General features: G+C 53.6%; 30 protein-coding genes and 1 pseudogene. 20 read left to right on the top strand and 11 right to left on the bottom strand.

Annotated features, from left to right (window positions below):
* Positions 1–10: 10 nt before the first annotated feature.
* Entirely contained in the window at positions 11–628 is a 618-nt protein-coding gene (locus V9K92_RS13510) for a LemA family protein (protein ID WP_115054774.1), read from the bottom strand.
* A 133-nt stretch (positions 629–761) separates the two neighbouring features.
* Here V9K92_RS13510 and V9K92_RS13505 point away from each other — a divergent pair, with 133 nt between their 5' ends.
* The 4 genes from V9K92_RS13505 to V9K92_RS13490 are packed head-to-tail and all read left to right on the top strand — an operon-like array spanning position 762 to position 3,215.
* Positions 762–1,004: a hypothetical protein gene (locus V9K92_RS13505; protein ID WP_307281161.1), complete on the top strand. Its 243-nt coding sequence runs from the start codon at positions 762–764 to the stop codon at positions 1,002–1,004.
* A 50-nt stretch (positions 1,005–1,054) separates the two neighbouring features.
* Complete coding sequence (gene pdxY / locus V9K92_RS13500; protein ID WP_307281162.1) at positions 1,055–1,936, top strand: pyridoxal kinase PdxY; 882 nt, start codon at positions 1,055–1,057, stop codon at positions 1,934–1,936.
* 4 nt (positions 1,937–1,940) lie between these two features.
* The gene (locus V9K92_RS13495; RefSeq protein WP_337354220.1) at positions 1,941–2,477 is read left to right on the top strand and encodes a GNAT family N-acetyltransferase; all 537 of its coding nucleotides are present in this window, start codon (positions 1,941–1,943) and stop codon (positions 2,475–2,477) included.
* A gap of 60 nt (positions 2,478–2,537) precedes the next feature.
* On the top strand, positions 2,538–3,215 hold the full coding sequence (locus tag V9K92_RS13490) for a carbonic anhydrase (protein WP_115054775.1): 678 nt from the start codon (positions 2,538–2,540) through the stop codon (positions 3,213–3,215).
* Positions 3,216–3,288: 73 nt separating this feature from the next.
* On the opposite strand, the pseudogene V9K92_RS22865 reads toward V9K92_RS13490, so the two are convergent.
* Positions 3,289–3,372: pseudogene (locus V9K92_RS22865) on the bottom strand (BA14K family protein); the annotation flags it as partial.
* Between the two features lie 326 nt (positions 3,373–3,698).
* Positions 3,699–3,881, bottom strand: coding sequence for a hypothetical protein (locus V9K92_RS13480; RefSeq protein WP_115054370.1), 183 nt, complete (start codon positions 3,879–3,881; stop codon positions 3,699–3,701).
* A 36-nt stretch (positions 3,882–3,917) separates the two neighbouring features.
* Here V9K92_RS13480 and V9K92_RS13475 point away from each other — a divergent pair, with 36 nt between their 5' ends.
* From V9K92_RS13475 to V9K92_RS13465, 3 genes are all read left to right on the top strand, one after another.
* Entirely contained in the window at positions 3,918–4,205 is a 288-nt protein-coding gene (locus V9K92_RS13475; RefSeq protein WP_337354219.1) for a hypothetical protein, read from the top strand.
* Between the two features lie 155 nt (positions 4,206–4,360).
* Entirely contained in the window at positions 4,361–5,113 is a 753-nt protein-coding gene (locus V9K92_RS13470; RefSeq protein WP_115054372.1) for a GGDEF domain-containing protein, read from the top strand.
* Positions 5,114–5,203: 90 nt separating this feature from the next.
* Positions 5,204–6,307, top strand: coding sequence for an NADH:flavin oxidoreductase/NADH oxidase (locus V9K92_RS13465; RefSeq protein ID WP_337354218.1), 1,104 nt, complete (start codon positions 5,204–5,206; stop codon positions 6,305–6,307).
* A 12-nt stretch (positions 6,308–6,319) separates the two neighbouring features.
* Here V9K92_RS13465 and V9K92_RS13460 read toward each other — a convergent pair whose 3' ends face one another.
* Together V9K92_RS13460 and V9K92_RS13455 are read right to left on the bottom strand one after the other, a co-directional pair.
* A complete protein-coding gene (locus V9K92_RS13460) occupies positions 6,320–7,801 on the bottom strand; it encodes a diguanylate cyclase domain-containing protein (protein WP_115054374.1) in 1,482 nt (493 codons plus the stop codon).
* 85 nt (positions 7,802–7,886) lie between these two features.
* Positions 7,887–8,708 (bottom strand): lytic murein transglycosylase, encoded by an 822-nt coding sequence (locus tag V9K92_RS13455; protein WP_115054375.1) that lies wholly within the window; start codon positions 8,706–8,708, stop codon positions 7,887–7,889.
* A 406-nt stretch (positions 8,709–9,114) separates the two neighbouring features.
* Here V9K92_RS13455 and V9K92_RS13450 point away from each other — a divergent pair, with 406 nt between their 5' ends.
* The 5 genes from V9K92_RS13450 (at position 9,115) to rpsP (ending at position 12,223) form a co-directional block, all read left to right on the top strand.
* Positions 9,115–9,276, top strand: coding sequence for a BrnT family toxin (locus tag V9K92_RS13450; protein ID WP_337354217.1), 162 nt, complete (start codon positions 9,115–9,117; stop codon positions 9,274–9,276).
* Positions 9,257–9,565 carry a BrnA antitoxin family protein gene (locus tag V9K92_RS13445; protein WP_337354216.1) on the top strand — a complete coding sequence of 103 codons (309 nt, stop codon included), beginning with the start codon at positions 9,257–9,259 and terminating at the stop codon, positions 9,563–9,565. The genes V9K92_RS13450 and V9K92_RS13445 overlap by 20 nt, the downstream gene beginning before the upstream one ends.
* Positions 9,566–9,812: 247 nt before the next feature.
* Positions 9,813–11,390 carry a signal recognition particle protein gene (gene ffh / locus V9K92_RS13440; RefSeq protein ID WP_337354215.1) on the top strand — a complete coding sequence of 526 codons (1,578 nt, stop codon included), beginning with the start codon at positions 9,813–9,815 and terminating at the stop codon, positions 11,388–11,390.
* Positions 11,391–11,392: 2 nt separating this feature from the next.
* Entirely contained in the window at positions 11,393–11,698 is a 306-nt protein-coding gene (locus V9K92_RS13435) for a chorismate mutase (protein ID WP_115054378.1), read from the top strand.
* Positions 11,699–11,773: 75 nt separating this feature from the next.
* Positions 11,774–12,223 carry a 30S ribosomal protein S16 gene (gene rpsP, locus V9K92_RS13430; protein WP_307281193.1) on the top strand — a complete coding sequence of 150 codons (450 nt, stop codon included), beginning with the start codon at positions 11,774–11,776 and terminating at the stop codon, positions 12,221–12,223.
* Between the two features lie 78 nt (positions 12,224–12,301).
* Here rpsP and V9K92_RS13425 read toward each other — a convergent pair whose 3' ends face one another.
* Positions 12,302–13,207: an AraC family transcriptional regulator gene (locus tag V9K92_RS13425; RefSeq protein WP_337354214.1), complete on the bottom strand. Its 906-nt coding sequence runs from the start codon at positions 13,205–13,207 to the stop codon at positions 12,302–12,304.
* On the opposite strand from V9K92_RS13425, the gene V9K92_RS13420 reads away from it, so the two are divergent.
* Complete coding sequence (locus V9K92_RS13420) at positions 13,206–13,613, top strand: DUF2000 family protein (protein WP_337354213.1); 408 nt, start codon at positions 13,206–13,208, stop codon at positions 13,611–13,613. The two genes, V9K92_RS13425 and V9K92_RS13420, sit on opposite strands and share 2 nt — an antisense overlap.
* A gap of 6 nt (positions 13,614–13,619) precedes the next feature.
* On the opposite strand, the gene V9K92_RS13415 is transcribed toward V9K92_RS13420, so the two are convergent.
* Complete coding sequence (locus V9K92_RS13415; RefSeq protein ID WP_337354212.1) at positions 13,620–14,225, bottom strand: TetR/AcrR family transcriptional regulator; 606 nt, start codon at positions 14,223–14,225, stop codon at positions 13,620–13,622.
* A gap of 100 nt (positions 14,226–14,325) precedes the next feature.
* Between V9K92_RS13415 and V9K92_RS13410 the strand changes: the two genes are divergently transcribed.
* Positions 14,326–15,066 carry a 3-oxoacyl-ACP reductase family protein gene (locus V9K92_RS13410; RefSeq protein WP_337354211.1) on the top strand — a complete coding sequence of 247 codons (741 nt, stop codon included), beginning with the start codon at positions 14,326–14,328 and terminating at the stop codon, positions 15,064–15,066.
* Between the two features lie 64 nt (positions 15,067–15,130).
* On the opposite strand, the gene V9K92_RS13405 is transcribed toward V9K92_RS13410, so the two are convergent.
* Both V9K92_RS13405 and V9K92_RS13400 read right to left on the bottom strand, forming a co-directional pair.
* Positions 15,131–15,700 carry a methylated-DNA--[protein]-cysteine S-methyltransferase gene (locus V9K92_RS13405; protein WP_307281199.1) on the bottom strand — a complete coding sequence of 190 codons (570 nt, stop codon included), beginning with the start codon at positions 15,698–15,700 and terminating at the stop codon, positions 15,131–15,133.
* A gap of 69 nt (positions 15,701–15,769) precedes the next feature.
* Complete coding sequence (locus V9K92_RS13400; protein ID WP_337354210.1) at positions 15,770–16,534, bottom strand: DeoR/GlpR family DNA-binding transcription regulator; 765 nt, start codon at positions 16,532–16,534, stop codon at positions 15,770–15,772.
* A 344-nt stretch (positions 16,535–16,878) separates the two neighbouring features.
* Between V9K92_RS13400 and V9K92_RS13395 the strand changes: the two genes are divergently transcribed.
* The 6 genes from V9K92_RS13395 to ppa all read left to right on the top strand — a co-directional run bounded on the left by V9K92_RS13395 (position 16,879) and on the right by ppa (position 25,495).
* The gene (locus V9K92_RS13395; protein WP_337354209.1) at positions 16,879–17,784 is read left to right on the top strand and encodes a choline/ethanolamine kinase family protein; all 906 of its coding nucleotides are present in this window, start codon (positions 16,879–16,881) and stop codon (positions 17,782–17,784) included.
* A 194-nt stretch (positions 17,785–17,978) separates the two neighbouring features.
* Entirely contained in the window at positions 17,979–20,420 is a 2,442-nt protein-coding gene (locus V9K92_RS13390; protein ID WP_337354208.1) for a GcvT family protein, read from the top strand.
* Positions 20,421–20,828: 408 nt separating this feature from the next.
* On the top strand, positions 20,829–22,202 hold the full coding sequence (gene mgtE / locus V9K92_RS13385) for a magnesium transporter (protein ID WP_337354207.1): 1,374 nt from the start codon (positions 20,829–20,831) through the stop codon (positions 22,200–22,202).
* Positions 22,203–22,339: 137 nt separating this feature from the next.
* Positions 22,340–24,169, top strand: coding sequence for a translational GTPase TypA (gene typA / locus V9K92_RS13380; RefSeq protein ID WP_115054778.1), 1,830 nt, complete (start codon positions 22,340–22,342; stop codon positions 24,167–24,169).
* A 120-nt stretch (positions 24,170–24,289) separates the two neighbouring features.
* Positions 24,290–24,796: a GNAT family N-acetyltransferase gene (locus V9K92_RS13375; RefSeq protein ID WP_337354206.1), complete on the top strand. Its 507-nt coding sequence runs from the start codon at positions 24,290–24,292 to the stop codon at positions 24,794–24,796.
* 156 nt (positions 24,797–24,952) lie between these two features.
* Complete coding sequence (gene ppa / locus V9K92_RS13370; protein ID WP_115054388.1) at positions 24,953–25,495, top strand: inorganic diphosphatase; 543 nt, start codon at positions 24,953–24,955, stop codon at positions 25,493–25,495.
* Positions 25,496–25,500: 5 nt separating this feature from the next.
* On the opposite strand, the gene V9K92_RS13365 is transcribed toward ppa, so the two are convergent.
* Entirely contained in the window at positions 25,501–25,818 is a 318-nt protein-coding gene (locus tag V9K92_RS13365) for a DUF167 family protein (RefSeq protein WP_115054389.1), read from the bottom strand.
* 3 nt (positions 25,819–25,821) lie between these two features.
* Positions 25,822–26,112, bottom strand: coding sequence for a YggT family protein (locus V9K92_RS13360; protein ID WP_115054390.1), 291 nt, complete (start codon positions 26,110–26,112; stop codon positions 25,822–25,824).
* Positions 26,113–26,207 lie beyond the last annotated feature (95 nt).

Here is a 26,207-nt window from a genome sequence, read left to right as displayed (position 1 = left end):
CATCAAATGCCTAGAATTTCACCTGAGGCGTCTGCTTCGCCGAATCTTCGATGTTGAAAGTCTGATAAGGCTCATTGCCGGTAAACCATATCCACGCCCAGATCATTGTCGGCATGGTTTTCAGCGCCGTATTATAGACTCGCACCGCTTCGATATAATCGCGCCGCGCAACGGCAATGCGGTTTTCCGTACCCTCCAGCTGCGATTGCAGGGCCAGGAAGTTCTGGTTGGATTTCAGGTCAGGATAGTTCTCGACCACCGCCAGTAGGCGCGACAGCGCGCCGGTCAGCTGAGCCTGATTCTCCTGGAATACTTTCATCGCATTGGGATCGGTCAATGTCTCCGGCGACACCTGGACCGAAGTCGCTTTGGCACGCGCCTCCACCACGGAGGTCAGCACGTCCTTTTCCTGAGCAGCATAACCTTTGACGGTTTCCACGAGATTGGGGATCAGATCGGCTCGGCGTTGATATTGGTTCAGGACATCGCTCCATGCTGCCTTGGCGCGTTCTTCATTGGTCGGGATCGTGTTGAATCCGCAGGCCGATAGCAGCGGGACAAGCAAGGCCAGTGCCAAGACGGAAAGAACCCGTCCCATTTTGCGACGGGGTGCCAGCGATGAGCTCATATACAGCATAGTCCACTCTCCAATTTCTACTCGTCCCCAAGCGGCCATGACCGCATATGTGCGAGCCTAGCCATTTTTTATTCCAAAAGGAACTGGCAAAGCGCTATGCTGAGTGTGAAGCAACGGGGCCACCATGACAGGCAGCAACAAAGACAATCAGCAGGGCAAGGAAGCGCAGCGTATCCTGCAACGTGTAGGAGATGAAACCGTTTCAAGCGGCCTTTCATTTACTGATCGCACCAAAGGCCATTTTTCGGCCAAGGACGCCGATGCTTCCGACCCTATCGAGGTTCTCGGCACACGCATTGGCAGGGCTTTGGGATTGCTTGTCGTCATTGCCATGTTTATCTGGTTTTTGATCTCGTTCTTCGGCTAGTAAAATGGACCGCCTAGGCCGCCTTTTCCCAACTCGCGCATGAGTACCCAATGAATAATCCCGCTATATCTTCCAATGCCGTCATCGTCATTTCCAGTCATGTGGTGCGCGGCTCGGTGGGCAATCGCGCTGCTGTTTTTGCGCTGGAGACACTGGGGCATCCCGTTTGGGCCGTCCCGACCGTCATCCTGCCATGGCATCCGGGACATGGCCCGGCCAAGCGGATTGTGCCGCCTGCCGAACAGTTCGACGACCTGATTGCAGATCTTGAACGCGCGCCTTGGCTCGGCGAAATAACCGGCATCATGAGTGGTTATCTTGGCAATGCTGCGCAGGCCTCTTCCGTGGCCCGTCTTGTCAAAACCATCAAGGAAAAAAACAAGAAAGTACTTTACCTTTGTGATCCCGTGATCGGTGATGAAAAGGGCCTCTATGTTCCCGAGGCGACAGCGATCGCTATTAGAGACGAACTTATGCCGCTGGCCGATATCTCGACGCCCAATCGGTTTGAGCTTGCGTGGCTGGCCGGAGCCGATCTGCCTGATAACAAGGCTGTCATGCAGGCAGCGCTTCACGCGGGTCCCGCCACAATGCTTGTCACGTCAGCCCATCCCATGCTGGCAGGCGGAACAGGTAATCTTCTGATCAATCACGCGCTCGCGCTTCTTGCCGAGCATCGCCTCGTCACCGGGCCGACCAATGGCCTGGGTGATCTGACTTCTGCCTTGTTCCTTGCCCGTATGCTTTCAGGGATCGAATTGGAACAGGTGCTGCAACGAACCACCGCCTCTGTTTTTGAGATCATGGCGCGATCTGCCAAGCGCGGCGCGGACGAACTCATGCTCGAAGCCGATGCCTCAAGCCTCTCTACACCAATGGCAATGGTGCAAATGCGCCGTCTGACTCATCCTACCAAGGGCATCAGGGCCTGAAGTCATGACAATCGTGCTGAAGAAACTCACAGCAGCACACGCTGATGATGTGGAGGCAATTGACGGGTCATTTCATATTAAGTCCCGCCTATCGCTTTCATCGAGCCAAAACATCGTTGATTTTACGGTTGTTCCTGCAGAGCCGCGCGTAAAACGCTACGAGCATGACAACCCTGACGATCTCGCCAGCTATATTGGAGCCGAAACCAAGCTTGCCATCATTGCCTGTAACAATCAGCGGCCGGCGGGCCTGCTTCTCGTCAGCGAGAATTGGAACGGCTATGCGATTATTGACAGTATCAAGGTGGATATAAGCCACCGCAAGGCTGGTATCGGGCGAATGCTGCTTGACGCGGCAATGGAATGGGCAAGGTCACGCAACCTTTCCGGAATTATGCTCGAAACCCAGGATAACAATGTTGATGCCTGCCTTTTCTACCAGCGTTACGGCTTTATCCTGCGTGGTTTCGACACAGGCATTTACTCCGCTATTCCTGCTACCCACGATGAAACAGCACTATTCTGGTATCTGTTGTTCTAGCACCCAGCCGCTGGTGCCAACCCAATTGAATTTTTGAGCAATCAGGATTAGAGCATGCCCATGACCCTGCTTCCCGAGAGACTCCTCACCGGTTATCGCAACTTCATGGCTCATCGCTTCTCCAATGAGACGATGCGCTACAAGCAATTGGCAGAACAAGGCCAGACGCCCGAAACCCTGGTCATCGCCTGTTGCGATTCGAGATCAGCCCCGGAAATCATCTTTGACACGGCACCGGGCGAAATCTTCGTTGTTCGCAATGTGGCAAATCTCGTGCCGCCCTATTCGCCCGACGGCGAATATCACTCCACCTCGGCCGCACTCGAATTTGCGGTGCAGAGCCTGAAGGTCAAGCATATTGTCGTCATGGGCCATGGCCGTTGCGGGGGTATCAAAGCTGCGCTCAATCCGGATAGCCAGCCATTGTCGCCGGGCGATTTTATCGGCAAATGGATGAGCCTTGTGGCTCCTGCTGCAGAAGCTGTTGCTGCCAATGAGCTGATGACGCCTTTCGAACGCCAGACCGCACTGGAGCGCATCTCCATCCGCTACTCCCTGAAAAACCTTCGCAGTTTTCCCTGCGTGGATATTCTGGAGAAAAAGGGCCGGCTCACGCTCCATGGTGCCTGGTTCGATATTTCCACCGGTGAACTATGGATCATGAATCCTGAAACAGGCGATTTTCTAAGACCGGACCCGGAAGAGAATGGTGTCGCCGAGATTTCAGAGCAGAGTTAAAAAAAGCGGCCTTCGAGGCCGCTCTTTAGTAACAATCTTTAGTTTTATCCAGCTATCAATAGGCGCGGATAATGAAGGCCGCGCGCGGATACCACCAGCCATCATGACCGCGGCGATAGCCATGGCGCTTTTCGCGGTAACCACGGTGACCATTCCAGCGGCGCTCGCGCCTGTTGTCATAATGTGAGCGACGCTCGTAGCGATCATATCGATCACGGCGATCATGGCGTCTCTCGGCACGGTGCTTGCGATTTTCGCGATACTGCGCCTTTTCGACGAGAGAGGTGACCTGAACCTGTGATGGCGCAACAGGTGCTGCGTAAGATGACACCACCGAAGTAAAACCGATAATGACGGCTACAACACCGGCACCAATCGCTGAGATTATTCGTTTCATGAATGCTCCTTGAATTCCACAACCTATGAGTGCGCCTTCACTCATGAACAGAGTGTGAACGATCGGTTATTATTCAAGGATGCGGCTTAGCGTTTCTTTTTACGCTTGGAGGTTTCGGCCTTGGTTTCGAAAAGATCCGTGCCGTCTTCACTCTTATTTACTTCAATAGCCGTGATTTCGGCGTTTTCCGCCAGCTTTGCCTTTAGCGTCGCCTTGCTTTCCGGCGGAGTTTTCGTGTCGGTTGTCTTTTGTGCGAATTTTATCGCCATTTGCCTGATCTCCTTGCCGGTATGTGAGGACATAACGTGACATCCGTCGCATGCCTATCACGCAACAGCCGGATGATCGCGTTAATTCGCAATCTTTCAGCGTCTTTGTTGAGGAATACCGTTGCCAGGCCGGGTATTCTATTGGGTAATTATGCTGCACCTGCTCAGAAATGCACCTTCAATGATTATAATTTCACCGCAATGCATAGCAGCTATGCATTTATAGCGATTGTTGCGCTGCAAAAAGAGGCTTATGTAGCAATCAGTCATCGCGGTACTCCTCCCATTTTGCCGCGATGGCTGTTCCCCTCTGGAGGTTTTTAACCTTCACAATTCAGGCCGGGCTTTTTAGTCCGGCTCTTTTTTTGCCCGTAATTCAAGATCGCATACAAAATTTATACAATAATCATTCACCTTGTTTCGGAAAGGTTTTTTCATGGCTAAAGCCTATGCTTGCCCATGAATGCTGAAAGGTGGAAATGCGTTTTTATAATCTCTGGTCGACACGATTTGCAGGTCTGTCGCCGGTAATGCAAGTTTTGATCATGGTAGTGATTGGCACTGTGCTGGCAGATGCCATGGCTGCAGCGTTCTTTTTGCTTGGCGGTTACAACCGGCTCGATAAGACAATTTATCTCACAACCCTCATTGTCCTCACTGTAGGCGGGCCTCTTTGCGCGTTTCTCGTCAGTTGGAATCACCGGTTGAAACAAATGACCGGTGAGTTGGATACAGCCTTTCGCAAGGACGGGATGACAGGGCTCTTCACCCGGCATGAGTTTTACCTGCGCGTGGACCATTTCATTCAGTCCGGCAATCCCGTTTTGAGTGCAGGCGCTATTCTCTACGTCGATGTCGATCACTTTAAACAGGTCAATGACCGATACGGACATGCGCTGGGAGACGACATCCTTTTGGATATCGGCATATTAATTCGTGGAATGATGGGACGCCGCGACGTTGGCGCACGCTTTGGCGGCGAGGAGTTTGCCGTTTTTCTCGCCGATGCGGATTATGGCCAGGCGGCCTGGGTTGCCAACAGGATACTTGCCGGCTGCCGGGCTGTTACGCGGCGCGCAGGCGAGCGCGATGTATCGGTCACCGTCAGTATTGGCGTCGCATTTCACGCGTCCGGCCAAACTCTCGAGCAGCTTGTTGATAGTGCTGACCAATGTCTTTTTCAGGCAAAGGAACAGGGGCGCGACCGTATTGTCTATGGCCCTTCCAGTTGAGAGCCGCCTTGAGTGACTTGAATTAACCGCAGACTCCCATCATCTTGCAGGGCAGCTATCTCCTTCCGAAAAATCTCCCGAGGTACGATCATGAGCCATTTGTTCCAGCCATTGCGTTTGGGTACGCTAGACCTTTCAAACCGCATTATTATTGCTCCCATGTGCCAATATTCATCCGAAGGCGGCAACGCAGCGGATTGGCATATGATGCATCTGGGCAATCTCGCTTTGTCAGGCGCGGGCTTGTTGATCACCGAAGCAACCGCCGTGACACCGGAAGGGCGCATATCCTACAAGGACCTTGGACTTTATAACGACAACAACGAAGCGGCTCTCGCCCGTGTATTGCTGGCGATAAGGGAACATTCGCCCATGCCAGTCGCGATACAACTGGCCCATGCGGGACGCAAGGCATCGGTTGATCTGCCCTGGAAGGGCGGCAAACAAATAGCACCCGATCATGCGGATGGCTGGAAAACCGAAGCGCCATCAGCAATTCCTTATCTGGATGAATATGATGCACCCGTCGCATTGGACAAGGCTGGGCTTGCGCGCATTCGTGATGCCTTCGCAACTGCAGCCGAGCGTTCCGCCCGGCTGGGAATAGATGGCATTGAGGTGCACGGCGCCCATGGCTATCTATTGCACGAATTCCTTTCTCCGCTTTCGAACCAGCGTGAGGATGAGTATGGCGGCAGCCTGGAAAATCGCATGCGCTTTCCGCTTGAAGTATTTGAAGCGGTTCGTTCGGCCTTCCCTGCCGATAGACCCGTATGGATCCGTGTTTCAGCAACCGATTGGGTTGAGGGAGGATGGGATGCCGATATGACCGTAACTTTTGCCAAGGCGCTGGAGAAACTTGGTTGTGCGGCAATCCATGTGTCGAGTGGTGGTCTTTCACCCTTGCAGCAAATGATGCTGAGCCCCGGCTATCAGGTCAATCTTGCTCGAAAGATCAAGGCGGAAACCGGGATGACAACTATTGCTGTGGGTCTGATCAACGAGGCGGAACATGCCGAGGCGATTGTCGCCAATGGAGATGCGGATGCGATCGGACTTGCCCGCGCAATTCTCTATAACCCGCGCTGGCCATGGCACGCAGCAGCCAAACTCGGTGCCCAGACATTTGCACCACCGCAATATCTGCGCTGCCAGCCCCGTGCTTACCCGAAACTGTTCGCCCACACAGATTGAAGCCTTTCTTGTTCAAATAGAATCGTTCTGCGGGGATCGGCTTGGAAGGCTGTCCCCGGCTTTCGTATAGTGCTGGTGCTTGTCCTCATACATCAGCAGATCAGCCCTTTTGGCAACGGCTTCTAGCTTTTCTCCCATTGCGCTCGTCGCCCATCCAATTGAGACCTTCAACACAATGTTCGAATAATACTGGTTGTTAATCTCGATCAGGCTGCGTATTTCATCGACCATGCTGGCTACACCGAGCTCATCGATTGATGGCAGGAGCACCGCAAATTCGTCACCGCCTATGCGTGCCGCATAGGAAGGAGACTTTACTGCTTCGCCGAGCACCTCGCCCATGCGCCGCAACAGGCCATCGCCAACCCCATGGCCCCACTGATCATTAACGGCTTTCAGACCGTTGAGGTCCAGGATGATGATGGAAACCGGGAAAAATTCGCGTCGCTCAAGCCGGTTCAACTCGTCGACATAGAATGCACGATTGTGCAACTTCGTCAGCACGTCATGCTTGCCCAGATATTCCAGATAAGCTTCCGCTTTCTTGCGCGCGGTAATATCCGTCAGTGAAATCTGAACCAGCGACCAATCCTGTTCATGTCCCGGCAGGACTGAAAACTGCAGAAGAACATGGCGCTCCGTACCATCGAGCGCGTAGTTCACTGTCTCGCGAGTGTGAAACAGATTGCCGTTCCATAATTCTATGAGTTGCTCGCGAAAATGGGTGTTCATGACGTCGCGAAAAACGTCCGGCAGACGGCGCAGCAATGTCATTTTGTCCGGAGCCAGAAAAAGCTTCAGCGTTTCGCGATTAACATCAATGACGCGGATTTCACTGGCACACTGCCCGACAAACTCCGGATGAACGTCTGTAAATATCCGAAAATCCGTTATGCCCCGGTCGCGCACTTCATCCAGCAGCTTCTTTATGCGGCTGAAATCCTCGACCCATAATGAAACGGGAGAATGTTCGAACAGCCCTTCTGCATATTGTTTGCTGGCAACCTGCTGACGGCGCGCATCTTCCCGGTCCGTAACATCCTCGATGGAAAGCAGAACACGTTCCCAGGTCTGTTCGTAGCCAGGCAGTATCGCACCTCGCAACTGAATATCCAGCCGCCCTCCCGACAAAGTATAGTTGACCGTATTACTGGAGAACTCTGTCTCTCCATTCCACAGCGCTGCCAGTTCCTGAACATGGGACTGAAGCATGTCATCGCGGAAGATGGAGCCAAGATTGGCTGTCAGGCTTTCGAAACTTTCTGCCTGAAAAAGCGAAAGCGTCTTCCTGTTGACCTTGAGAACACGGATCCGACGCGAACATTCGCGAATACGCGCAACATCTTCCAGCAGGTAGGCTTTGACGTCCGTAATACCGGCCTTGCGCCACGTTTCGAAAAGAGTCCGGACATCGCTGAAATCTTCCAGCCACAATGAAATAGGCGCGAGATCGAATGTATCGCTCTCGGTACTTTGATCAATATGGTCGTTCATTGCAGTTTGGACTCTTGGGCTTTGAGGAGCGTTCTGCTTGGGTAGACCCGGCGCTTTGCACCGGGTCTACAGGGTCCGACGATGGTTATTGGCCGTCGATCTGTGCACCCATGATGGCGATTGCCTGCTGATAGACGCTCGCGGCATTCCATCCTTGAATAGCCGAATAATTAGGCTGTCCGGGCTGATATCCAGCACCCTTTTGCCATCCATGACCGCGCAGGAAGTTTGCCGTGGAAGCCAGTGCATCGGCCTTGGAACGCACCATGTCGATGCGGCCATTGCCGTCACCATCGGCTCCATACTTCAACACGTTGAGCGGCAGGAACTGGGTCTGGCCGATTTCGCCATGCATTGCGCCCTTTGCATCGGGAGAAAGGGTACCATTGTCGACGAGTTGCAGCGCTGCATTCAGATGCGGGCGGAAATAGTCAGGACGGCGGCAGTCATAGGCAAGTGTAGCGACTGCGGAAAGCGTATTCTGGCTGCCAAGATAAGCGCCGAAGCCTGTTTCCATGCCCCATATGGCCAAAAGAGGACCTGCAGGCACGCCATAGCGCTGTTCAATTCGATCAAACAATGCCGCGTTCTGGGCTTTCTGCTTCTTGCCACGGGAGACAATTGTCTGCGCGCCACGGACCTGCATGAATTTGTCGAGCGAATATTTGAAGCTCTTCATATTCCGGTCGGCATTGATCGTCTTGCTGGCATAAGTAACATTGTCCAGCGCCCGGATGCCACGGCTGCCAATACCCTGCGCCTGTGCTTCCTGCTTGTACTGCTGAATCCATTCGGGGAAACCAGACGAATTGTTGCCACATTGAGCGGCCGCATGCGCTGTACCGGCCAAGCCGAGAAGAGCGGTCGCTACGCCCGCAAAAAATCTGCTTTTGGCAACAAATGCCATGGATATCTCCTTAAAAGTTGAATCGTCTCATGCCTATCTGCCACTTTTCACGTGTCCTGTCATCTGGGTGAATTGCACCATAGCCCCGGAAATGACGCTTGTTTCGGCGGTTTTCAGGCAGTTTTGGCTAAAAGCACACACTTTTGGTCCAAGCACAGACTGTTTCTTGGGCCGCACAAAGTACAATCCTTGGTTGTGCTTGCGGGTGTTTCATCTCTGAACCTTGGACTAATTGATAAGAGCCTGACTGCTTTTCAGTGTGATAATCTATTCTGATAACCGCGAGTTCATCGTATTTTTGTATATACAATAATTATTGACCAAAGCGATTTTTATGAGCGAAAGCATGGTGTGGCCTTCGCCAAAGCTTACGACTTTGAGTTTAGCACGTGCCTGGAGCATGTAGATGACAGGGAGTTTTATGGTGACGCGCATTGTCGCGCTGGGATTTATTGGCGGTACACTTTTTACCCTGACCTACACGGAGCGTGGGGAGAAAATTAGGGTTATTTCGCTTCGAAAATCAACAAAAACGGAAATGGTGAAATATGCACAAAACTATGACTGAGGAAGAGCGCAAGGTTCACCGCGCCCGTATACAACGCGCTATGGATAGCATTACGCGTGAAGAAGATGCCGCTCTGACAAAGGCTGCTCTTGATGATCCTGATACCGTATTGATCACGTCTTTGACCAAACGCCGTCCCGGCCGTCCCATTGCCGATGCGCCCAAGATGCCGGTTTCCATCCGCCTCAGCCCCGACGTGCTCGACTATTACCGCTCAACCGGTCCTGGCTGGCAAAGCCGTATTGATGAAACCTTGCGCAAAGCAGCCGGGTTGAAAAAGAGCGCTTGAGCGTCAGTTGAAGCCAAACATCTTGACTCCGCCTCCTATTTCCTGTTTAAGCCGCGCATCAATCCGCGACGAGCAATAAACTCCGAGCAGCCAACCGGGACCCCGCAAGGGTTCAAACGATCCCGGAGGTCAACACCCGACAGCGCGATGCGCCCTCGGGTGTCATTTTGCTTGTGGCTCTTTGCCTTGGCGCGGTTGGTACTTATCTTTCGGGGAACGGTCTTCGAAGGGATAAAGGAAAGTTTGAATGTTCGAGAGCTTACAGGAACGCTTAGGTTCTATTTTGAACGGCCTTACAGGCCGTGGCGCGCTATCGGATGCCGATGTTTCGGCAGCCCTGCGCGAAGTGCGCCGTGCGCTGCTCGAAGCTGACGTTGCGCTCGATGTCGTCCGCTCTTTTACTGACAAGGTTCGTGCCAAGGCTGTCGGCGCAGATATTCTGAAAAGCATCAAGCCCGGCCAGATGGTCGTCAAGATCGTCCATGACGAACTGGTGGACATGCTGGGCGCCGAAGGCGTCACCATTGATCTGAACGCCCCGGCTCCGGTTGTCATCATGATGGTTGGTCTGCAGGGTTCCGGTAAAACCACAACAACCGGCAAGATCGGCAAGCGCCTTACAGAACGTTCCAAGAAGAAAGTTCTGCTTGCTTCGCTCGATACGCGGCGTCCTGCCGCCCAGGAACAGCTGCGTCAGCTTGGTGTTCAGACTGGCGTCGATACGTTGCCGATCATCGCTGGTCAGACACCCGTAGAGATCGCCGCGCGCGCCGTACAGGCTGCCAAGCTCGGCGGCCATGATGTCGTCATTCTCGATACTGCTGGTCGAACCCATATTGACGAGCCGCTTATGCTCGAAATGGCCGACATCAAAAAGAAGGCCAATCCGCACGAAATCCTGCTGGTGGCCGATGCGCTGACCGGTCAGGATGCTGTTAATCTTGCCCGCTCCTTCGATGAGCGCGTTGGTATTACCGGTCTTGTTCTTACCCGTATGGATGGCGATGGACGCGGCGGTGCTGCTCTTTCCATGCGTGCTGTCACCGGCAAGCCCATCAAGCTGATCGCCACCGGCGAAAAGATGGATGCGCTGGAGGAGTTTTATCCCCGCCGTATCGCTGATCGTATTCTCGGCATGGGCGACATTGTTTCGCTGGTCGAAAAAGCTGCTGAAAACATCGATGCGGAAAAAGCCGCTGCGATGGCCAAGAAGATGCAGTCCGGCAAATTCGATCTGAATGATCTGGCGGACCAGATTGGCCAGATGCAGAAGATGGGCGGCATGGGCGGCATCATGGGAATGATGCCCGGCATGGGCAAGATGAAGGATCAGATGGCCGCTGCCGGTCTTGACGACTCCATCTTCAAACGCCAGCTCGCAATCATTTCCTCCATGACCAAGGCCGAACGCAGCAATCCCGACATGCTCAAGCATTCGCGCAAGCAGCGTATTGCCAAAGGTTCCGGCACCAATGCCGCCGATATCAATAAGCTTCTGAAAATGCATCGCCAGATGGCGGACATGATGAAGTCGATGGGCAAGGGCAAAGGCGGCATGATGAAACAGATGATGGGCGGCCTCGGCGCCAAGATGGGCCTTGGCGGGCTCGGCGGTATGGGAGGAATGCCCGATCTGTCGAAAATGGATCCCAAGCAGCTTGAGGCTTTGCAGAAACAGGCTGAAGCAGCAGGTTTCGGTAAGGGCGGTGGCCTGCCGGGCGGACTTGGTGGACTTCCAGGTGGCCTTGGCGGTCCAGGCGGATTATCCCGGCTTCCAGGACTTGGTGGCGGCGGTCTGCCCGGCTTTCCAAAGAAGAAAGGCTGATCATGAGCTCATCATCCCTGCCAAAAGAATTGCTCGAACTGCGCGCATCCATCGACAATATCGATGCCGCGTTGATCCACATGCTCGCAGAGCGCTTTCGCTGCACCAAGGCGGTTGGCGTTCTCAAGGCGAAGAACGGTCTGGCTCCGGCTGACCCGAACCGCGAAAAACAACAGGTCGAACGACTGCGCACTCTGGCGCTGTCTGCCGACCTCGACCCCGATTTTGCCGAGAAGTTCCTGAACTTCATCGTCAAGGAAGTGATCAGGCATCACGAAACAACAGCTGCCAAAGAAAACGGCAGCTAAGCAATCCCAGGAAAAGCGAATTTCGGTTTTCCATCAGGAATTGCGGCAACAGAAAAGAAAGCTAGGAGACTAACAATGCCATTGAAAATCCGTCTGGCCCGTGCAGGGTCGAAGAAGCGCCCTTACTACCACGTCGTCGTTGCTGACGTCCGTTCGCCACGCGACGGCCGTTTCATCGAAAACGTCGGCTCATGGAACCCGATGCTCCCCAAGGATGGCGATCGCGTCAAGCTTGATGCAGAGCGTATCAACTACTGGATCGGTCACGGCGCACAGCCAACAGACCGCGTTCTTCGCTTCCTTGATCAGGCTGGTATCGCCAAGCGCGACACCCGCAGCAATCCTGAAAAGGCACTGCCAGGCAAGAAGGCGCAGGAACGCGTTGCTATGGCCAAACAGGCTGAAGAAGATGCGAAGGCAAAGGCTGCCGCTGAAGCAGAAGCCGCTGAAGCTGCCAAGGCCGCTGCCGCCGAAGCTGCTGCTGCTCCTGCAGAAGCACCTGCCGAAGAAGAAGCTGCCAGCTAATCGGCAGTTTCACTTATTGAATGCAAACGGGTGGCCTTGTGCCGCCCGTTTTGCTTTCGGCGCATGAATTGTCTTCATTCAAATTGCGACGCGTCGGCTGGCGGCAAATGTAAGCCCTTTCCAATGACCCGGCGTCATGCCGAAGGTCTTCTTGAAGTGCCGTGTAAAATGGGCTTGGTCGGCAAATCCGGAACTCACTGCCACATCGGCAAGATCGGCACCTTTCGATAGCCACGCCTTGGCTTTGTCCAGACGACGCATCAGGAGATAACGATGCGGGCTTGTGCCAAGAAGACAACGAAAATGTCTGGCCAGCGTATATCGATCAAGACCACAGATTGCTTCCAGTTCTCCAGATGAAACAACGCGGTCGCAATTGTCCTGGAGAAAGTCACGGCATAGCAGAACCGCTTTTACCGCAATTCGGTTCGATGTGCGCGATTGTTGGCCGGAATGACGATCAAGTCCTTCAGCGAACCGCCCGATAAGATCGTCAAGCTGAAGGTCATCCAACCTTGTTTCAATCTGACAAAGAGCCTCGGCGAGATAGCGTTGGAATGTTACATCCGAAATCACAGGATCGGCGACGAATGGCAGGGAACGCAATGTATCCGCCGCTTCGATAAGGCGTTCCGGCGGGAGATACAGCATCCGGTAGCTCAAGCCACTATCGGTTCCGGCCGCACCATCATGCACTTCATCGGGATGGAGAATGATAATATTGCCTGGCAGACTGAAGCGCGAAGCGCCGCGATATCGGAAGGTCTGAACGCCTGAAAGGGTTAATCCAAGCGCATAGGTGTCATGCCGGTGTGGTTCGAAACCCTGGCCAGAGAAACGGGCTTCAATCCTTTCAATACCTCGGGAGGGCGGCGCCTGAAGGATTCCATCGCTCCCCGTGTTGCACAAACGTACAAGACCCTCAGTTCCCCCGACTGCTATGGCCGACGTTTCAGCATATCCACGAATGGAGTTTGATTTCATGTCTGATACCAAGATTGTTATCGTTCTGCGCGATGACCTTGCCACTTGGCAAAAGCTCAATGTAGCAGCCTTTCTGACAAGCGGCATTATGGCCCAGTATCCGGCCATCATTGGCGAACCATATAGGGATGGCGCGGGAAATGTCTATAATGCGATGGCAATCCAGCCCATGGTGGTGCTGGCTGCAGATCAAGAGACGCTGCGGAAAATTCACAGACGTTCACTTGAACGCAACATAACCACCTCAGCCTATGTCGAGGAGATGTTTGCAACCGGCAATGACGTTGCCAACCGCGAAATGTTCGGCCGTTTCGAACCAGACAATGCCAAGCTGGTGGGAATCGCATTGCGGGCTGAAAAAAGAGCTGTCGACAAAATCACCAAGGGAGCAATCATGCACCCTTAATGCCGGTCACCCCGAGACCAGACCTTCCCACGCCGCCATCGCAGCTTGGGCGGTCTTGGTCAATTGCTCCAATGTGGCTCCATCACGCGCCGTAATCGACATGCCATGCTGCACGGTCGCATAGAATTCGGCCACTTGCTGAAGATCGACGGAAGCTGCAATTTCGCCCTCACGCACGCCGCGCTCCAGCCTTCCGCGCAATAATGTTACATTGTCGAGCCTGCGCTCGCGCAATAGAGAGCACGGCGTGCCCACGGCCTCGTCACCATGCAGCGCACCGAGCACCACCATGCATCCATGCGGCTGGTCGGGGTCCGTATGCGATATTGCGGTTTGCATGAGAAAGTCGGCAACGCCTTCCTTTGCGGTGGCGGCATTGGGGAGGGAGTTCTTTATGCGCTGTCCAATCTTGTTGGTATAAAGCTCCACGGCCTGCTTGAAGAGATCAGCTTTGCTGCCAAATGCCGCGTAAAGGCTGGGCGCATTGATTTCCATTGCCGCCGTCAGGTCAGCCATTGAGGCGCTCTCATAGCCCTGTTTCCAGAAAACCTGCATCGCGCGCTCGAGCGCAGCATCGCGGTCAAATGCGCGCGGACGGCCTTTCGCTGACATGATGGAATCCTTTCTATAATGATCGATACATAAATCACTTGACCTCTGGATGCAACCGTGAGAAGCATTATGTATCGATCATTACATAAAAGGAAATATCATGTCGCGTTTCGAGAATAAAGTAGCGTTCATCACTGGCGGAAGCCGGGGAATGGGCGCAGCCATTGCGCTTAAACTGGCACAGGATGGGGCAGATATTGCCATCACCTATACCAGCGCCGCAGCAAAAGCCGATGAAACTGTCAAGGCTATCGAGAAGCTAGGCCGCCGCGCCCTCGCCATCAAAGCGGATAACCTTGATGTTAAGGCCCTCGAAAACGCTGTTAACGAAGCCCACGCCAAGCTTGGCCGTCTCGATATCCTCGTCAATAATGCGGGCGTCTACACCATGGACACCGTAGACCAGCTGGAACTGGCTGAATTTGACCGGGTTATGTCCATTCACGTCCGCGCCAGCTTCGTCGCCTCAAAGGCCGCAGCAGTGCATATGGGCGCCGGCGGCCGCATCATTTCCATCGGCAGCAATCTTGCCGAGATCGTTCCCTCCGCCGGGCTGATCGCGTATTCCACCAGCAAGGCGGCACTCATTGGCCTGACTAAAGCGCTTGCCCGGGATCTTGGCCCACGGGAAATCACAGCCAATATCGTCCACCCCGGTTCTACCGATACGGATATGAATCCCGCCAATGGCGACCATGCCGAAGTCCAACGCGCCCGAATGGCGATCCCGAAATTTGGCGAAGCGAAGGATATTGCCGGACTGGTAGCCTTTCTCGCAGGTGAAGAGGGCCGCTTCATCACCGGGTCAAGCTTCGTCATTGATGGCGGCGCGAATATCTGATTTTGCCGCCGCTCTAATAGGCCGCTATCTCTCCGCGCTAAAGAGAGATAGCGGCGTCACGATCCTAGAACATACTGCTTTGCGCAGTAATCGGGTGAAACACCGGGCTTCCGGAAATACCCGCAACTACGCGGTGTTCCAGATCCAGCAAATAGCGTTTGCGATGTTTGCCCCCGCCATATCCGGTCAGGGCTCCATCGGCACCAATCACGCGGTGGCAGGGAATAATAATCGCCAGACGGTTTTGTCCATTGGCCGCCCCGACTGCCCGGCTCGCATTCGGCCTTCCGAGATCGCCAGCGATACGGCCATAGGTGCGGGTTTCTCCGTAGGGAATATCTTGCAGCGCCGTCCAGACCTGTTTTTGGAAAGGCATGGCTGGCAACACCAAAGGTGTTTCAAACTTTGTCAATTCCCCATCGAAATAGGCGTCCAATTCTGCTTGTGTCTGTTCAAGTACGGCATTGCTTCCCGAGGCAATCGAATAGCCGTAGCGTTGCTGCAACTCTTTCAACTCATAAGGCAGGATCGGCCGGTCGTGAAATTCCAGCAGAACCAGGGCTTCGCCGGTAGCCATGGCAATCATTGGACCGATCTTGGTATGGATGGATTTGCTAAGCAGCAGTTTGGACATAGGCGCGCTCCGACTCAGCTTAAGAATAGCTACGAATGTTCCAGAGCCAATCCGTTTCTTGCTCGATAACTATTGGCGCGCGGCTATGGTCAAAATCGCCCCGGCATCAGCCAGAGCCTGGGCTATATCCGCGGGCGGCTCCCGATCCGTCACCAACTCGTCAAACCCATCGAAACCGCACACTTTGACCAATCCGCGCCGCCCGAATTTTGTGGCATCGGAAATCGCCAGTTTGCGGGCGCCCCGCGAAAGCACGGTACGCGCAAATTCTGCCTCCTCCAGATCATAGTCCATAATGCCGCCCGAGGCATCGATTGCGCCTATGGAAATGACGGCGTGATTGACACTGAACCGGTTGACAAATTCCATTGCGGATACTCCGAACGCCGCACCACTATCGCTGCGCAATTCTCCGCCCGCCATGAAAACCCTGTTTCCGTTAACCGTTGCCAGAGTGCGGGCAATATCGGACGAATTGGTAATCACCGTCAGATTGCGATGCTGCAGAAGTTGACGGGCGAGAAAGCTCGTCGTTGTTCCAGTATCCAGCATGACGGATTCGCCATTCTGGATGGTGCGCGCCACATAATGCGCGATCATACGCTTTGCATCGGCATTCTCCCGCATACGCAGCTCAAATGGCGCCTCTCCAAGGTGGAGCGGCAGGCCTATTGCTCCATGGACGCGGGTAATTGCGCCCTCATCATATAAGGGCTTCACGTCACGCCGGATTGTTTCAAGAGAAACACCCAGCTTCAAGGCAAGATCGGCAATCGAAATTGTCCCCTCATCTTGCAAAAGGCGTTTAATTTCACCGCGCCGTTTCGAACTCATGACCGAACCTTTGACGAAAACGTAAGAATACAGGCATAAATATCACAGAATTTCATATTACCAGTCACAAAAACCACAAAATCCCACATAATTCTGTTGACAGACGTCTTGGGATGCGGGAACCTGCCTGGACAAATAAGAAGCGTGGTTAGACAGGCTCATCGTGAGGGGAAGCATCCTCAAATAATAAAAAGCAGTTAGTGGGATGCTACGCAGTACATCTTGAATAGCCGTTCTGTTCATGGAGAGCTCACAATCCCATGAAACAAGTTCGTTGCTCATGATGAGTCTGCCTGACTGCACTTTGCGCTCCGTTAGCGAGCAATGAGGAGCGGATGCATAGCATGAAATCTGTGACAAGCCTTGCCGATAACAGGCTAGCGGAATCGCGGATTGCCGCCTTGCCCTTGTGGAAAGGCGATATAAGCATTGCCCTGCTTAAGGGCGGCATCAGCAATGAAAGCTATGTGGTCGAGGACGATACGGGCAAGTATGTGGTTCGTTTCGGCACGGATTATCCTTTTCATCATGTATTTCGCACCCGCGAGGCAATGACGGCGCAGGCGGCACATCGCGCTGGCTTCGCGCCTGAGCTGTTCCACGCGGAAGATGGCATTATGGTCACCGCCTTCCTTGGTGCGAAAACATGGAATGCCGATGATGTGCGGGCAAACATCCCACGTATTGCCCGGCTCATCCGGCAGTTTCACACCAGCATGCCGGAATATATTCAAGGGCCCGGCTTCATGTTCTGGGCATTTCATGTAATTCGCGATTATGCCCGTACGCTCGAGGTCGGTAAAAGCCGGTTTGTTTCTGAACTTCCCTCCTATCTCGAAATAGCCGAGGAAATGGAAGCAGTACAAAAACCGCTGCCTATTATCTTCAGCCATAATGACCTGTTGCCCGCCAATATTCTCGATGATGGCGAGCGGCTGTGGCTGATTGATTTTGAATATGCAGGGTTCTCTACAGCGATGTTTGATCTTGCAGGCCTCGCATCAAATGCCGGACTTGACGGCGAAGAATCCAATGCCTTGCTCGAGGCCTATTTCAGCGGTCCGCCGGACCCTGAACTCCGGCGTTCTCACGCGGCAATGCAATGCGCTTCTCTGCTGCGCGAAGCCATGTGGAGCATGGTTTCAGAACTTCATCTCAGCGCACCGGGCGTTGATTACGCCGCCTATACCGCTGAAAACCTGCTTCGGCTCGACCAGGCAATGGAGAGGTATCGGACAAGCTATGGATAAATTCCAAACTGCAATCCTAGTTGTGCGTGGTTCGACGCGGCTCACCATGATGGTTTGCTTGCAGGGCGTGAAGTGCACAACGCTGGCGGCTCTCGTTGCAACACTTTGACCTTCCTCATGGTGAGCCCTCCTGAGCTTATCGAAGGGCGAACCACGCAATATCGATATGCAATAAACAGCAGAGTGCTCACATCATGACCCTTCCTTCCCACGCTCAAATTGTCATCATTGGCGGCGGCATTATTGGCTGCTCCACAGCCTACCATCTTGCCAAGGATCACAAGGCTGATGTTATTCTGCTCGAAATGGGTCAGCTGACATCCGGGTCCACATGGCATGCCGCTGGCCTGGTCGGTCAACTGCGCTCCTCGGCATCCATAACGCGCGTTCTCAAATACTCCGTTGATCTGTACAAGCGGCTTGCTGCGGAAACGGGACTTGAGACCGGGTGGAAAATGACCGGGTGCCTTCGGCTTGCCACCAATCAGGACCGCTGGACCGAATACAAGCGGCTTAAAACCACGGCTGGCAGCTTCGGTATGGATATGGAGCTTTTATCGCCGAAAGAAGTCAAGGCAATGTGGCCACTTTTGAATGTCGATGATCTCGTCGGTGCGAGCTGGTTGCCAACGGATGGGCAGGCCAGTCCTTCGGATATCACGCAGTCGCTGGCCAAGGGCGCGCGGATGAATGGCGCCAGGATTATCGAGAACATAAGGGTTACCGGCTTCGAAATGGACGGCGACAGGATCATGAAGGTCAAGACGGACCAGGGTGATATTGCTTGCGAAAAAGTCATTAATTGCGCCGGGCAATGGGCTCGGCAGGTCGGGGATATGGCAGGTATCAACGTGCCTCTGCAGCCGGTAAAACACCAATATATTATCACTGAAAAGATCGAAGGGCTTGCTGCCGACGCGCCGACATTGCGTGATCCGGATCGGCGCACTTACTTCAAGGAAGAGGTCGGCGGACTGGTTATGGGCGGCTATGAGCCCAATCCGCAAAGCTGGATGACAGGCGACGTGCCCAATGACTGGCAATTCCGCTTGTTTGACGATGATTTCGATCATTTTGAGCAACATATGCTTCAAGCCATTGAACGCATTCCGGCGCTGGAAACGGCAGGCGTCAAGCAAATGATCAACGGACCGGAAAGCTTCACCCCGGATGGCAATTTCATCCTCGGTGTCGCACCGGAATGCTCGAATATGTTTGTTGGCGCTGGCTTCAATGCTTTCGGCATTGCCTCCGGCGGTGGTGCAGGCTGGGTTCTGGCGCAATGGGCGATAGATGGAGAAGCACCGCTCGATCTGTGGGCCGTCGATATTCGCCGCTTCTCCAATCTTCATCGCAATCGGGTTTGGGTACGGGACAGGACGCTGGAAGCCTATGGCAAGCATTACACAATCGGCTTCCCGCATGAGGAATATGTCTCTGGCCGTCCCGCTATTGTTTCGCCGCTTTATGAACGTTTGAAAAAGTATCGCGCCGTCTTTGGTTCAAAACTTGGCTGGGAGCGCCCCAACTGGTTTGCGCCGGAAGGCGCGCCTTCCGAAGACGTCTATTCTATGGGTCGCCAGAACTGGTTTGACGCCGTGGGCGAAGAACACCGGCTGGTCCGGGAGAAAGTGGGCATTTTCGACCAATCATCCTTTGCCAAGTTTGAACTTTTAGGCAAGGACGCCGCCAAGGCTTTGGATTACATTTGCGCCAATGATGTTTCCAGGCCCGCAGGCCGCCTCACCTATACCCAGCTCCTCAATACCAGAGGCGGCATTGAGTGCGATCTGACTGTCGCGCGGCTTGCCGAAGACAAGTTCTACATCGTCACCGGAACGGGTTTCCGCACCCACGATTTTGCCTGGATCAGGGATCATATCGGCCAAGATCTCGACGCAGAACTTACCGACATAACTGAAGATTACGGGACGCTTTCGCTTATGGGCCCAATGGCCCGGAAGGTGTTGGCAAAGGTTACCAGTGCCGATGTCAGCAACAGCGCTTTTCCGTTCGGTCATGTTCGCGAAATTGAAATAGCCGGAACGATTATTCGTGCATTGCGCATCACCTATGTCGGCGAACTCGGCTGGGAATTACATGTACCGCTTGCTGCAACCGGAGCGGTATTCGACGCACTCATGTCAGCGGGCGAAGAGTTCGGTATCCGGCCTGTCGGATACCGCGCCATTGAATCGCTCCGCCTCGAAAAAGGGTACCGAGCCTGGGGCTCGGATATTACACCCAATGATTCCCCATTTGAGGCCGGACTTGGCTGGGCGGTCAAGCTTCGCAAGAATACCGATTTTATCGGCCGCGCTCCCAGCGAAGTCATCAATGCCAAACCGCTGAAGAAATGCCTTGCGGCTTTTACCGTCGCAGACAGCAATGTTGTCCTGCTTGGCCGTGAAACAATATTGCGCAATGGAGTCTTTGCCGGATACCTCACCAGCGGCGGCTTCGGATATACGATCGGAAAACCGGTCGGATATGGGTATGTGCGAAATGATGAAGGCGTTACCGGCGACTTCCTTCGGGAGGGCAAATATGAACTCATCATTGCCAATGAACGTTTCGCGGCAGAGTTGCACATCGAACCGCTTTACGACCCGCAGAACGTGAAAGTGAAAGCCTGAACGGAAATTTCACCTCGTTCTTTCCGAGCCCGCAATAAAATTCGGATCAGTTCAACGCTCTTCCAGCGTTTTACGGGGAGAATTTCCTCAAATGGCAGACCATGGCTGGAGTTTCGCCGATTTTTCCCGAAGAATCGTCGATTCTTACCCAATTTTTGCTATTTGTTGGTGTGTTTTGGTTGTGCTCGGTAGCAATGTTCATGCGGGGTTGACTTTCCCTTGCCGCGGAGCCAAATGACGCCATGCAGGGTCCGCATTCCGCGCCTGCTTGTTTTAACCAGGAATCTACTTCCATGCCCAACGACGACAGTAGTCGATTGTTTGCGCCGTCAGCGGTGATCCTGGCCTGATTTGAAATCAGCTCGCCTTGATCCCCCTTGACGGCGGATCGACGGAAAGGCGAGTAAAATGAACAACATCCTCGTACATCAGGATGCGGTAAACGCAGACCTGAACATCACGCAGCGCCTCGCATCCATGCATGCAGCCGATGCGATCGAGCTTCTCAATGAACTAGAACTTACTGATATCATTGATATTTTCAATGATATGCCGCTTGAACATGCCGTGCTTATTCTTGATCAACCCGAGCTGCATTCAGCACCGGCAATCATCAAGAGTCTGCCTGCCGCCAAAGCCCGGGACATGCTTGATGAGATGTCAATTGACCGGGTTACCGACATTTTTCAGGAATTCGGACCAAAAGACCGGGCGCGTCTTGCTGCTGGTCTCGGGCCTGAAACCACCGCTGCGCTTCGCAAGCTCCTGCGCTACCCACCCCATACGGCGGGCAGCCTGATGACGACGGAGTTTGTCAGCGTGCCATCCGGCTGGACCGTTGCGCAAACCCTGCAGCATATTCGCGAGGTAGAGCGTTCCCGCGAAACAATATATGCGATCTATGTTATTGATCCTGCAACGAAAGTTTTGCTTCGCACCGTAGCATTGCGTCGGCTGATCAGCAGTGAGCCCGAGGCTTCCATATTGAGCGTTGGGCGCGATGTTGCTCCTGTCGTGGTTACCCCGCTGACCGATCAGGAAGATGTTGCACGTCTATTCCGCAAGCACGATCTTTTGGCCGTGCCAGTTGTGACCGACAACAATCAAGTCATTGGAATCGTTACTGTTGATGACGTCATTGATACCATGACGCAGGAAATGACGGAGGATACTCTGAAGTTTGGCGGCATGGAGGCTTTGAACAAGCCTTACATGCAAATCGGCTTCTTTCAGATGATCCATAAGCGTGCCGGTTGGCTCGGGATTTTGCTCCTGGGCGAAATGTTAACCGCCAGCGCCATGCAGCATTTCGAGGGTGAATTGGAAAAGGCTGTTGTTTTAACACTGTTTATTCCTCTGATCATGAGTTCCGGCGGTAATTCCGGTTCTCAGGCTACGTCCCTGCTTATCCGTGCCTTGGCCTTACAGGACCTGCGGCTGAAGGATTGGTGGAGGGTCGCCCTGCGCGAAATACCAACCGGACTGGTGCTCGGATCATTCTTGGGCTTGATCGGCGTTGCACGTATTGCCGCTTGGCAAATGCTTGGTCTTTATGATTACGGCCAGCATTGGCAATTGGTTGCCGCCACTGTCGGCGCTGCGCTGGTCGGTATCGTGACCTTCGGCTCGCTCGTCGGTTCGATGCTGCCTTTTGCTATGCAAAGGCTTGGTTTTGACCCGGCAAGTGCTTCTGCACCTTTTGTCGCAACGCTCGTCGATGTCACGGGTTTGGTGATTTATTTCAGCATTGCGCTGGTTATCCTGTCCGGAACCTTGCTGTAAAAAGACAGGCGGAATGCGATCTGGGCGGCATATTCCTGTGCCGCCCCCTTTCGCAATTGCGAAAAAACATGTATGGAGCGCGCAAATGTAAAGCGTCGCATGCAATTTTGCGTCCACAATCCTCCAAAGAGAACCTCATGAAACTGCGCAACATCGCGATCATCGCACACGTTGACCATGGCAAAACCACGCTTGTTGACGAACTATTGAAACAGTCCGGCAACTTCCGCGATAATCAGCGCGTTGCCGAAAGAATGATGGACTCCAACGACATCGAAAAGGAACGCGGGATCACCATTCTCGCGAAGGCCACTTCCGTAGTCTGGAAAGATTCCCGCATCAACATCGTTGATACACCTGGCCACGCCGATTTCGGTGGTGAAGTCGAACGTATTCTTTCGATGGTCGATGGCGCCATCGTTCTCGTCGATGCGGCTGAAGGCCCGATGCCACAAACAAAGTTTGTTGTCGGTAAGGCTTTGAAAGTTGGTCTTCGTCCAATCGTAGCGATCAACAAGATCGACCGTCCTGATGCACGTCACGAAGAAGTCGTAAACGAAGTTTTCGATCTTTTTGCTGCACTGGACGCTACTGACGAACAGCTTGATTTCCCGATCCTTTATGGTTCAGGCCGCAATGGCTGGATGGCAAAAAATCCAGAAGGCCCGCAGGATCAGGGCCTATCGGCCTTGTTTGACATGGTTCTTGATCATGTGCCCGCGCCAACCGTTGGCGAAGGCCCTTTCAAGATGATCGGAACAATCCTTGAAGCCGATCCGTTCCTGGGTCGCATTATCACAGGCCGCATCCATTCCGGTACAGTCAAGTCCAACCAGCCCGTCAAGGTTTTGCACGGCGATGGCACACAGATCGAAACCGGCCGTATCTCAAAGATTTTGACCTTCCGTGGTCTTGAGCGCCAATCGATTGACGAAGCCCATGCGGGCGACATCGTTGCAATCGCCGGTCTGCAAAAAGGAACTGTTGCTGATACTTTCTGCGCTCTTGAAGTGACCGAACCGCTTCATGCGCAGCCTATCGATCCGCCAACGGTTACCATGTCCTTCATCGTCAACGACAGCCCGCTCGCCGGCACTGAAGGCGACAAGGTTACCAGCCGCGTCATTCGTGATCGCCTGATGAAGGAAGCTGAAGGCAATGTTGCGCTCAAGGTCGAGGAATCGGGCGAAAAGGACTCATTCTTCGTATCCGGTCGCGGTGAATTGCAGCTCGCCGTTCTCATCGAAAACATGCGCCGTGAAGGCTTTGAGCTTGGTGTTTCCCGCCCGCGCGTTGTGATGCAAAAGGACGATGCAGGCAATCTGCTCGAGCCTATCGAAGAAGTTCTGATCGACGTTGATGAAGAATATTCCGGTACGGTTGTTCAGAAGATGTCAGAGCGCAAAGCCGAAATGGTTGAGCTGCGTCCCTCTGGCGGCAATCGTGTCCGGATGGTTTTCTACGCACCGACACGCGGCCTCATTGGCTATCAGTCAGAGCTTTTGACAGATACACGCGGCACCGCGATCATGAACCGGCTGTTCCGCGCCTATGAGCCTTTCCGGGGCGAAATCGCAGGTCGCAACAATGGCGTTCTGATCTCCAACGATCAGGGTGAATCCGTGGCATTCGCCATGTGGAACCTCGAAGACCGTGGTCAGATGATTATCGAAGCAGGCGTTAAGGTCTATGCCGGTATGATCATTGGCATCCATTCGCGCGACAATGATCTTGAAGTGAATATCCTCAAGGGCAAGAAGCTGACCAATATCCGCGCTGCCGGCAAGGACGAAGCCGTCAAGCTCACCCCGCCAATCCGCATGACGCTCGAACGCGCTCTGTCTTGGATTCAGGATGACGAACTTATGGAAGTTACGCCGAAGTCCATTCGTTTGCGCAAGCTTTACCTTGATCCGAATGAACGCAAGCGTTTCGAAAAGAGCAATAAGGCTGCCGGCGCAGCTTAATCGCCATAACTTATAGACTTTGGAAAAGCGGCGTTTATCGCCGCTTTTCTTTTTGATGCTCCCAAAAATCGTTCGTAATGCCGTTGCGAAATCGCGTGTCGCAGGTTTATGCTCTTTGCCATGAGCACGCACGTAACCGAGATAAGAAAAGCCGGTTTGGCTGATGCGGTGGCAATTTCTGCCATTCATCTGGCTGCTTGGCGCGGTGCCTACACCGGCATCATTCCTCATCGCGCTCTTAACACCATGCTGGAACGCAGAGGAGCAGATTGGTGGGCACGAGCCATCAAGCGCTCTACGCAAATTCTGGTGGCGGATATTGGGGGCGTCGTCGCCGGTTACGCAACACTCGGGCCTAACCGCGCCCGCCAATTGCCGGAGAAGGGCGAGGTTTACGAACTCTACATCCGTCCGGAATATCAAGGCTGCGGTCTCGGCTCACGATTGCTCGACGCAGCAAGGCGCAGCTTGGGCGACCAAGGTCTTAAGGGTATGGTCATCTGGGTGCTTGAGGACAATGATCTTGCCGTTTCGTTCTATCACGGTGCGGGGGGCCGTGACGTAGCTGAGGGTGTCGAATGTTTCGACGGCAAGATGCTCAAGAAGCGCGCTTTCGTCTGGAGTTAAAATCATCTCTCTGCATCAATCATACTACGATATATCCTGATTTTGCGCCCAATCGTCGCAAGAATAGGTTGGATGACGACCTAAAAGGCGGCGCCTTGTTGCGCAAAGGGCCAAAAATCAGTACAGCACTCCCAAACCAACAAGGACTCCTAGAATATGCGCATCGATGCCATTCCTGTCGGCAACAATCCTCCTGAAGACGTTAACGTGATCATCGAAGTCCCCGTCGGCGGTCAACCTATCAAATATGAACTGGATAAGGATTCCGGCGCGCTCTTCGTCGATCGCTTTCTGCACACGCCCATGACCTATCCAGGCAATTATGGTTTCGTACCCCATACATTATCGGATGATGGGGATCCCATCGACGTTCTTATCTGTAATACCCGCGCATTGATGCCTACAAGCGTGATCAATGTCCGTCCGATTGGCGTTCTTGTCATGGAAGACAATAAGGGCCAGGACGAAAAGATCATTGCTGTTCCCTCGCCGCATCTGACGCTGCGTTACGAGAAGGTCCACAATTACACAGACCTGCCGGAAATCACGCTAAAGCAGATCCAACATTTCTTTGAACATTATAAGGATCTAGAGCCCGGCAAATGGGTGAAGATCGGCGATTGGGGCGATGAAGATGCCGCGCGCCAGTTGATCAGAGAAGCGATTGAGCGCCATAACGCTAAAGTTGGCACTGCGTAATCTATTTAGAGTTTTATTGAACCGGACAGCTTGGCAATCAGGCTGCCCGGATCGCCTTCAAATCTGATTTGTTTAAGCCGCGACGTTGCCCCTGCAACAATCGTGATACTTCGCGGTGCAACATCTAGCCATTTTGCCAATAGCTTTATAAGTGCTGCATTGGCCTTCCCATCTTCGGGAACTGCCCGCACCCGCACCTTGAGATGCGCACGGCCATCATCCGTTGTTTCCACACCCTCCACTGCGTCTTTTGCAGATTTTGGGGTCAACCGCACAAAAACCGTTAGACCGTCAACTTCCTTGCGAAAGTACTGGCTCGTCACTGTTTAAAGCAGGATTGGCGCAATAGTGGTCCATAGCAGCTGACGGATGAAGAAGATCAGCAACAGCAGGACTATGGGAGAAATATCGATCCCACCGAGATCGGGGAGGAACCGCCGTATCGGGCGCAAGGCGGGTTCGGTCACGCGATAGAGAAAATCGCCAATGGAAGCGACGAATCTGTTGCTCGAATTGATGACGTTAAAAGCGTAAAGCCATGAAAAAATCGCGCTGGCAATAAGAATCCAGGTATAGATATCGAGGGCAAGATCTATGGTTCGGATGATAGCGAGCATCTGTTTCTCCTGAAAGTCACAGGTTATGTAGCGATTGACTGGCCTACGAGCAAGAGGCCAATGGCCAGGCGTATTTTCCCAGTTGCTCGTTCAAA

The sequence above is a fragment of the Phyllobacterium sp. CCNWLW109 genome (assembly GCF_037203905.1).
GTDB lineage: Bacteria > Pseudomonadota > Alphaproteobacteria > Rhizobiales > Rhizobiaceae > Phyllobacterium > Phyllobacterium ifriqiyense.
This window is presented reverse-complemented; position numbering and strand designations above follow the sequence as displayed.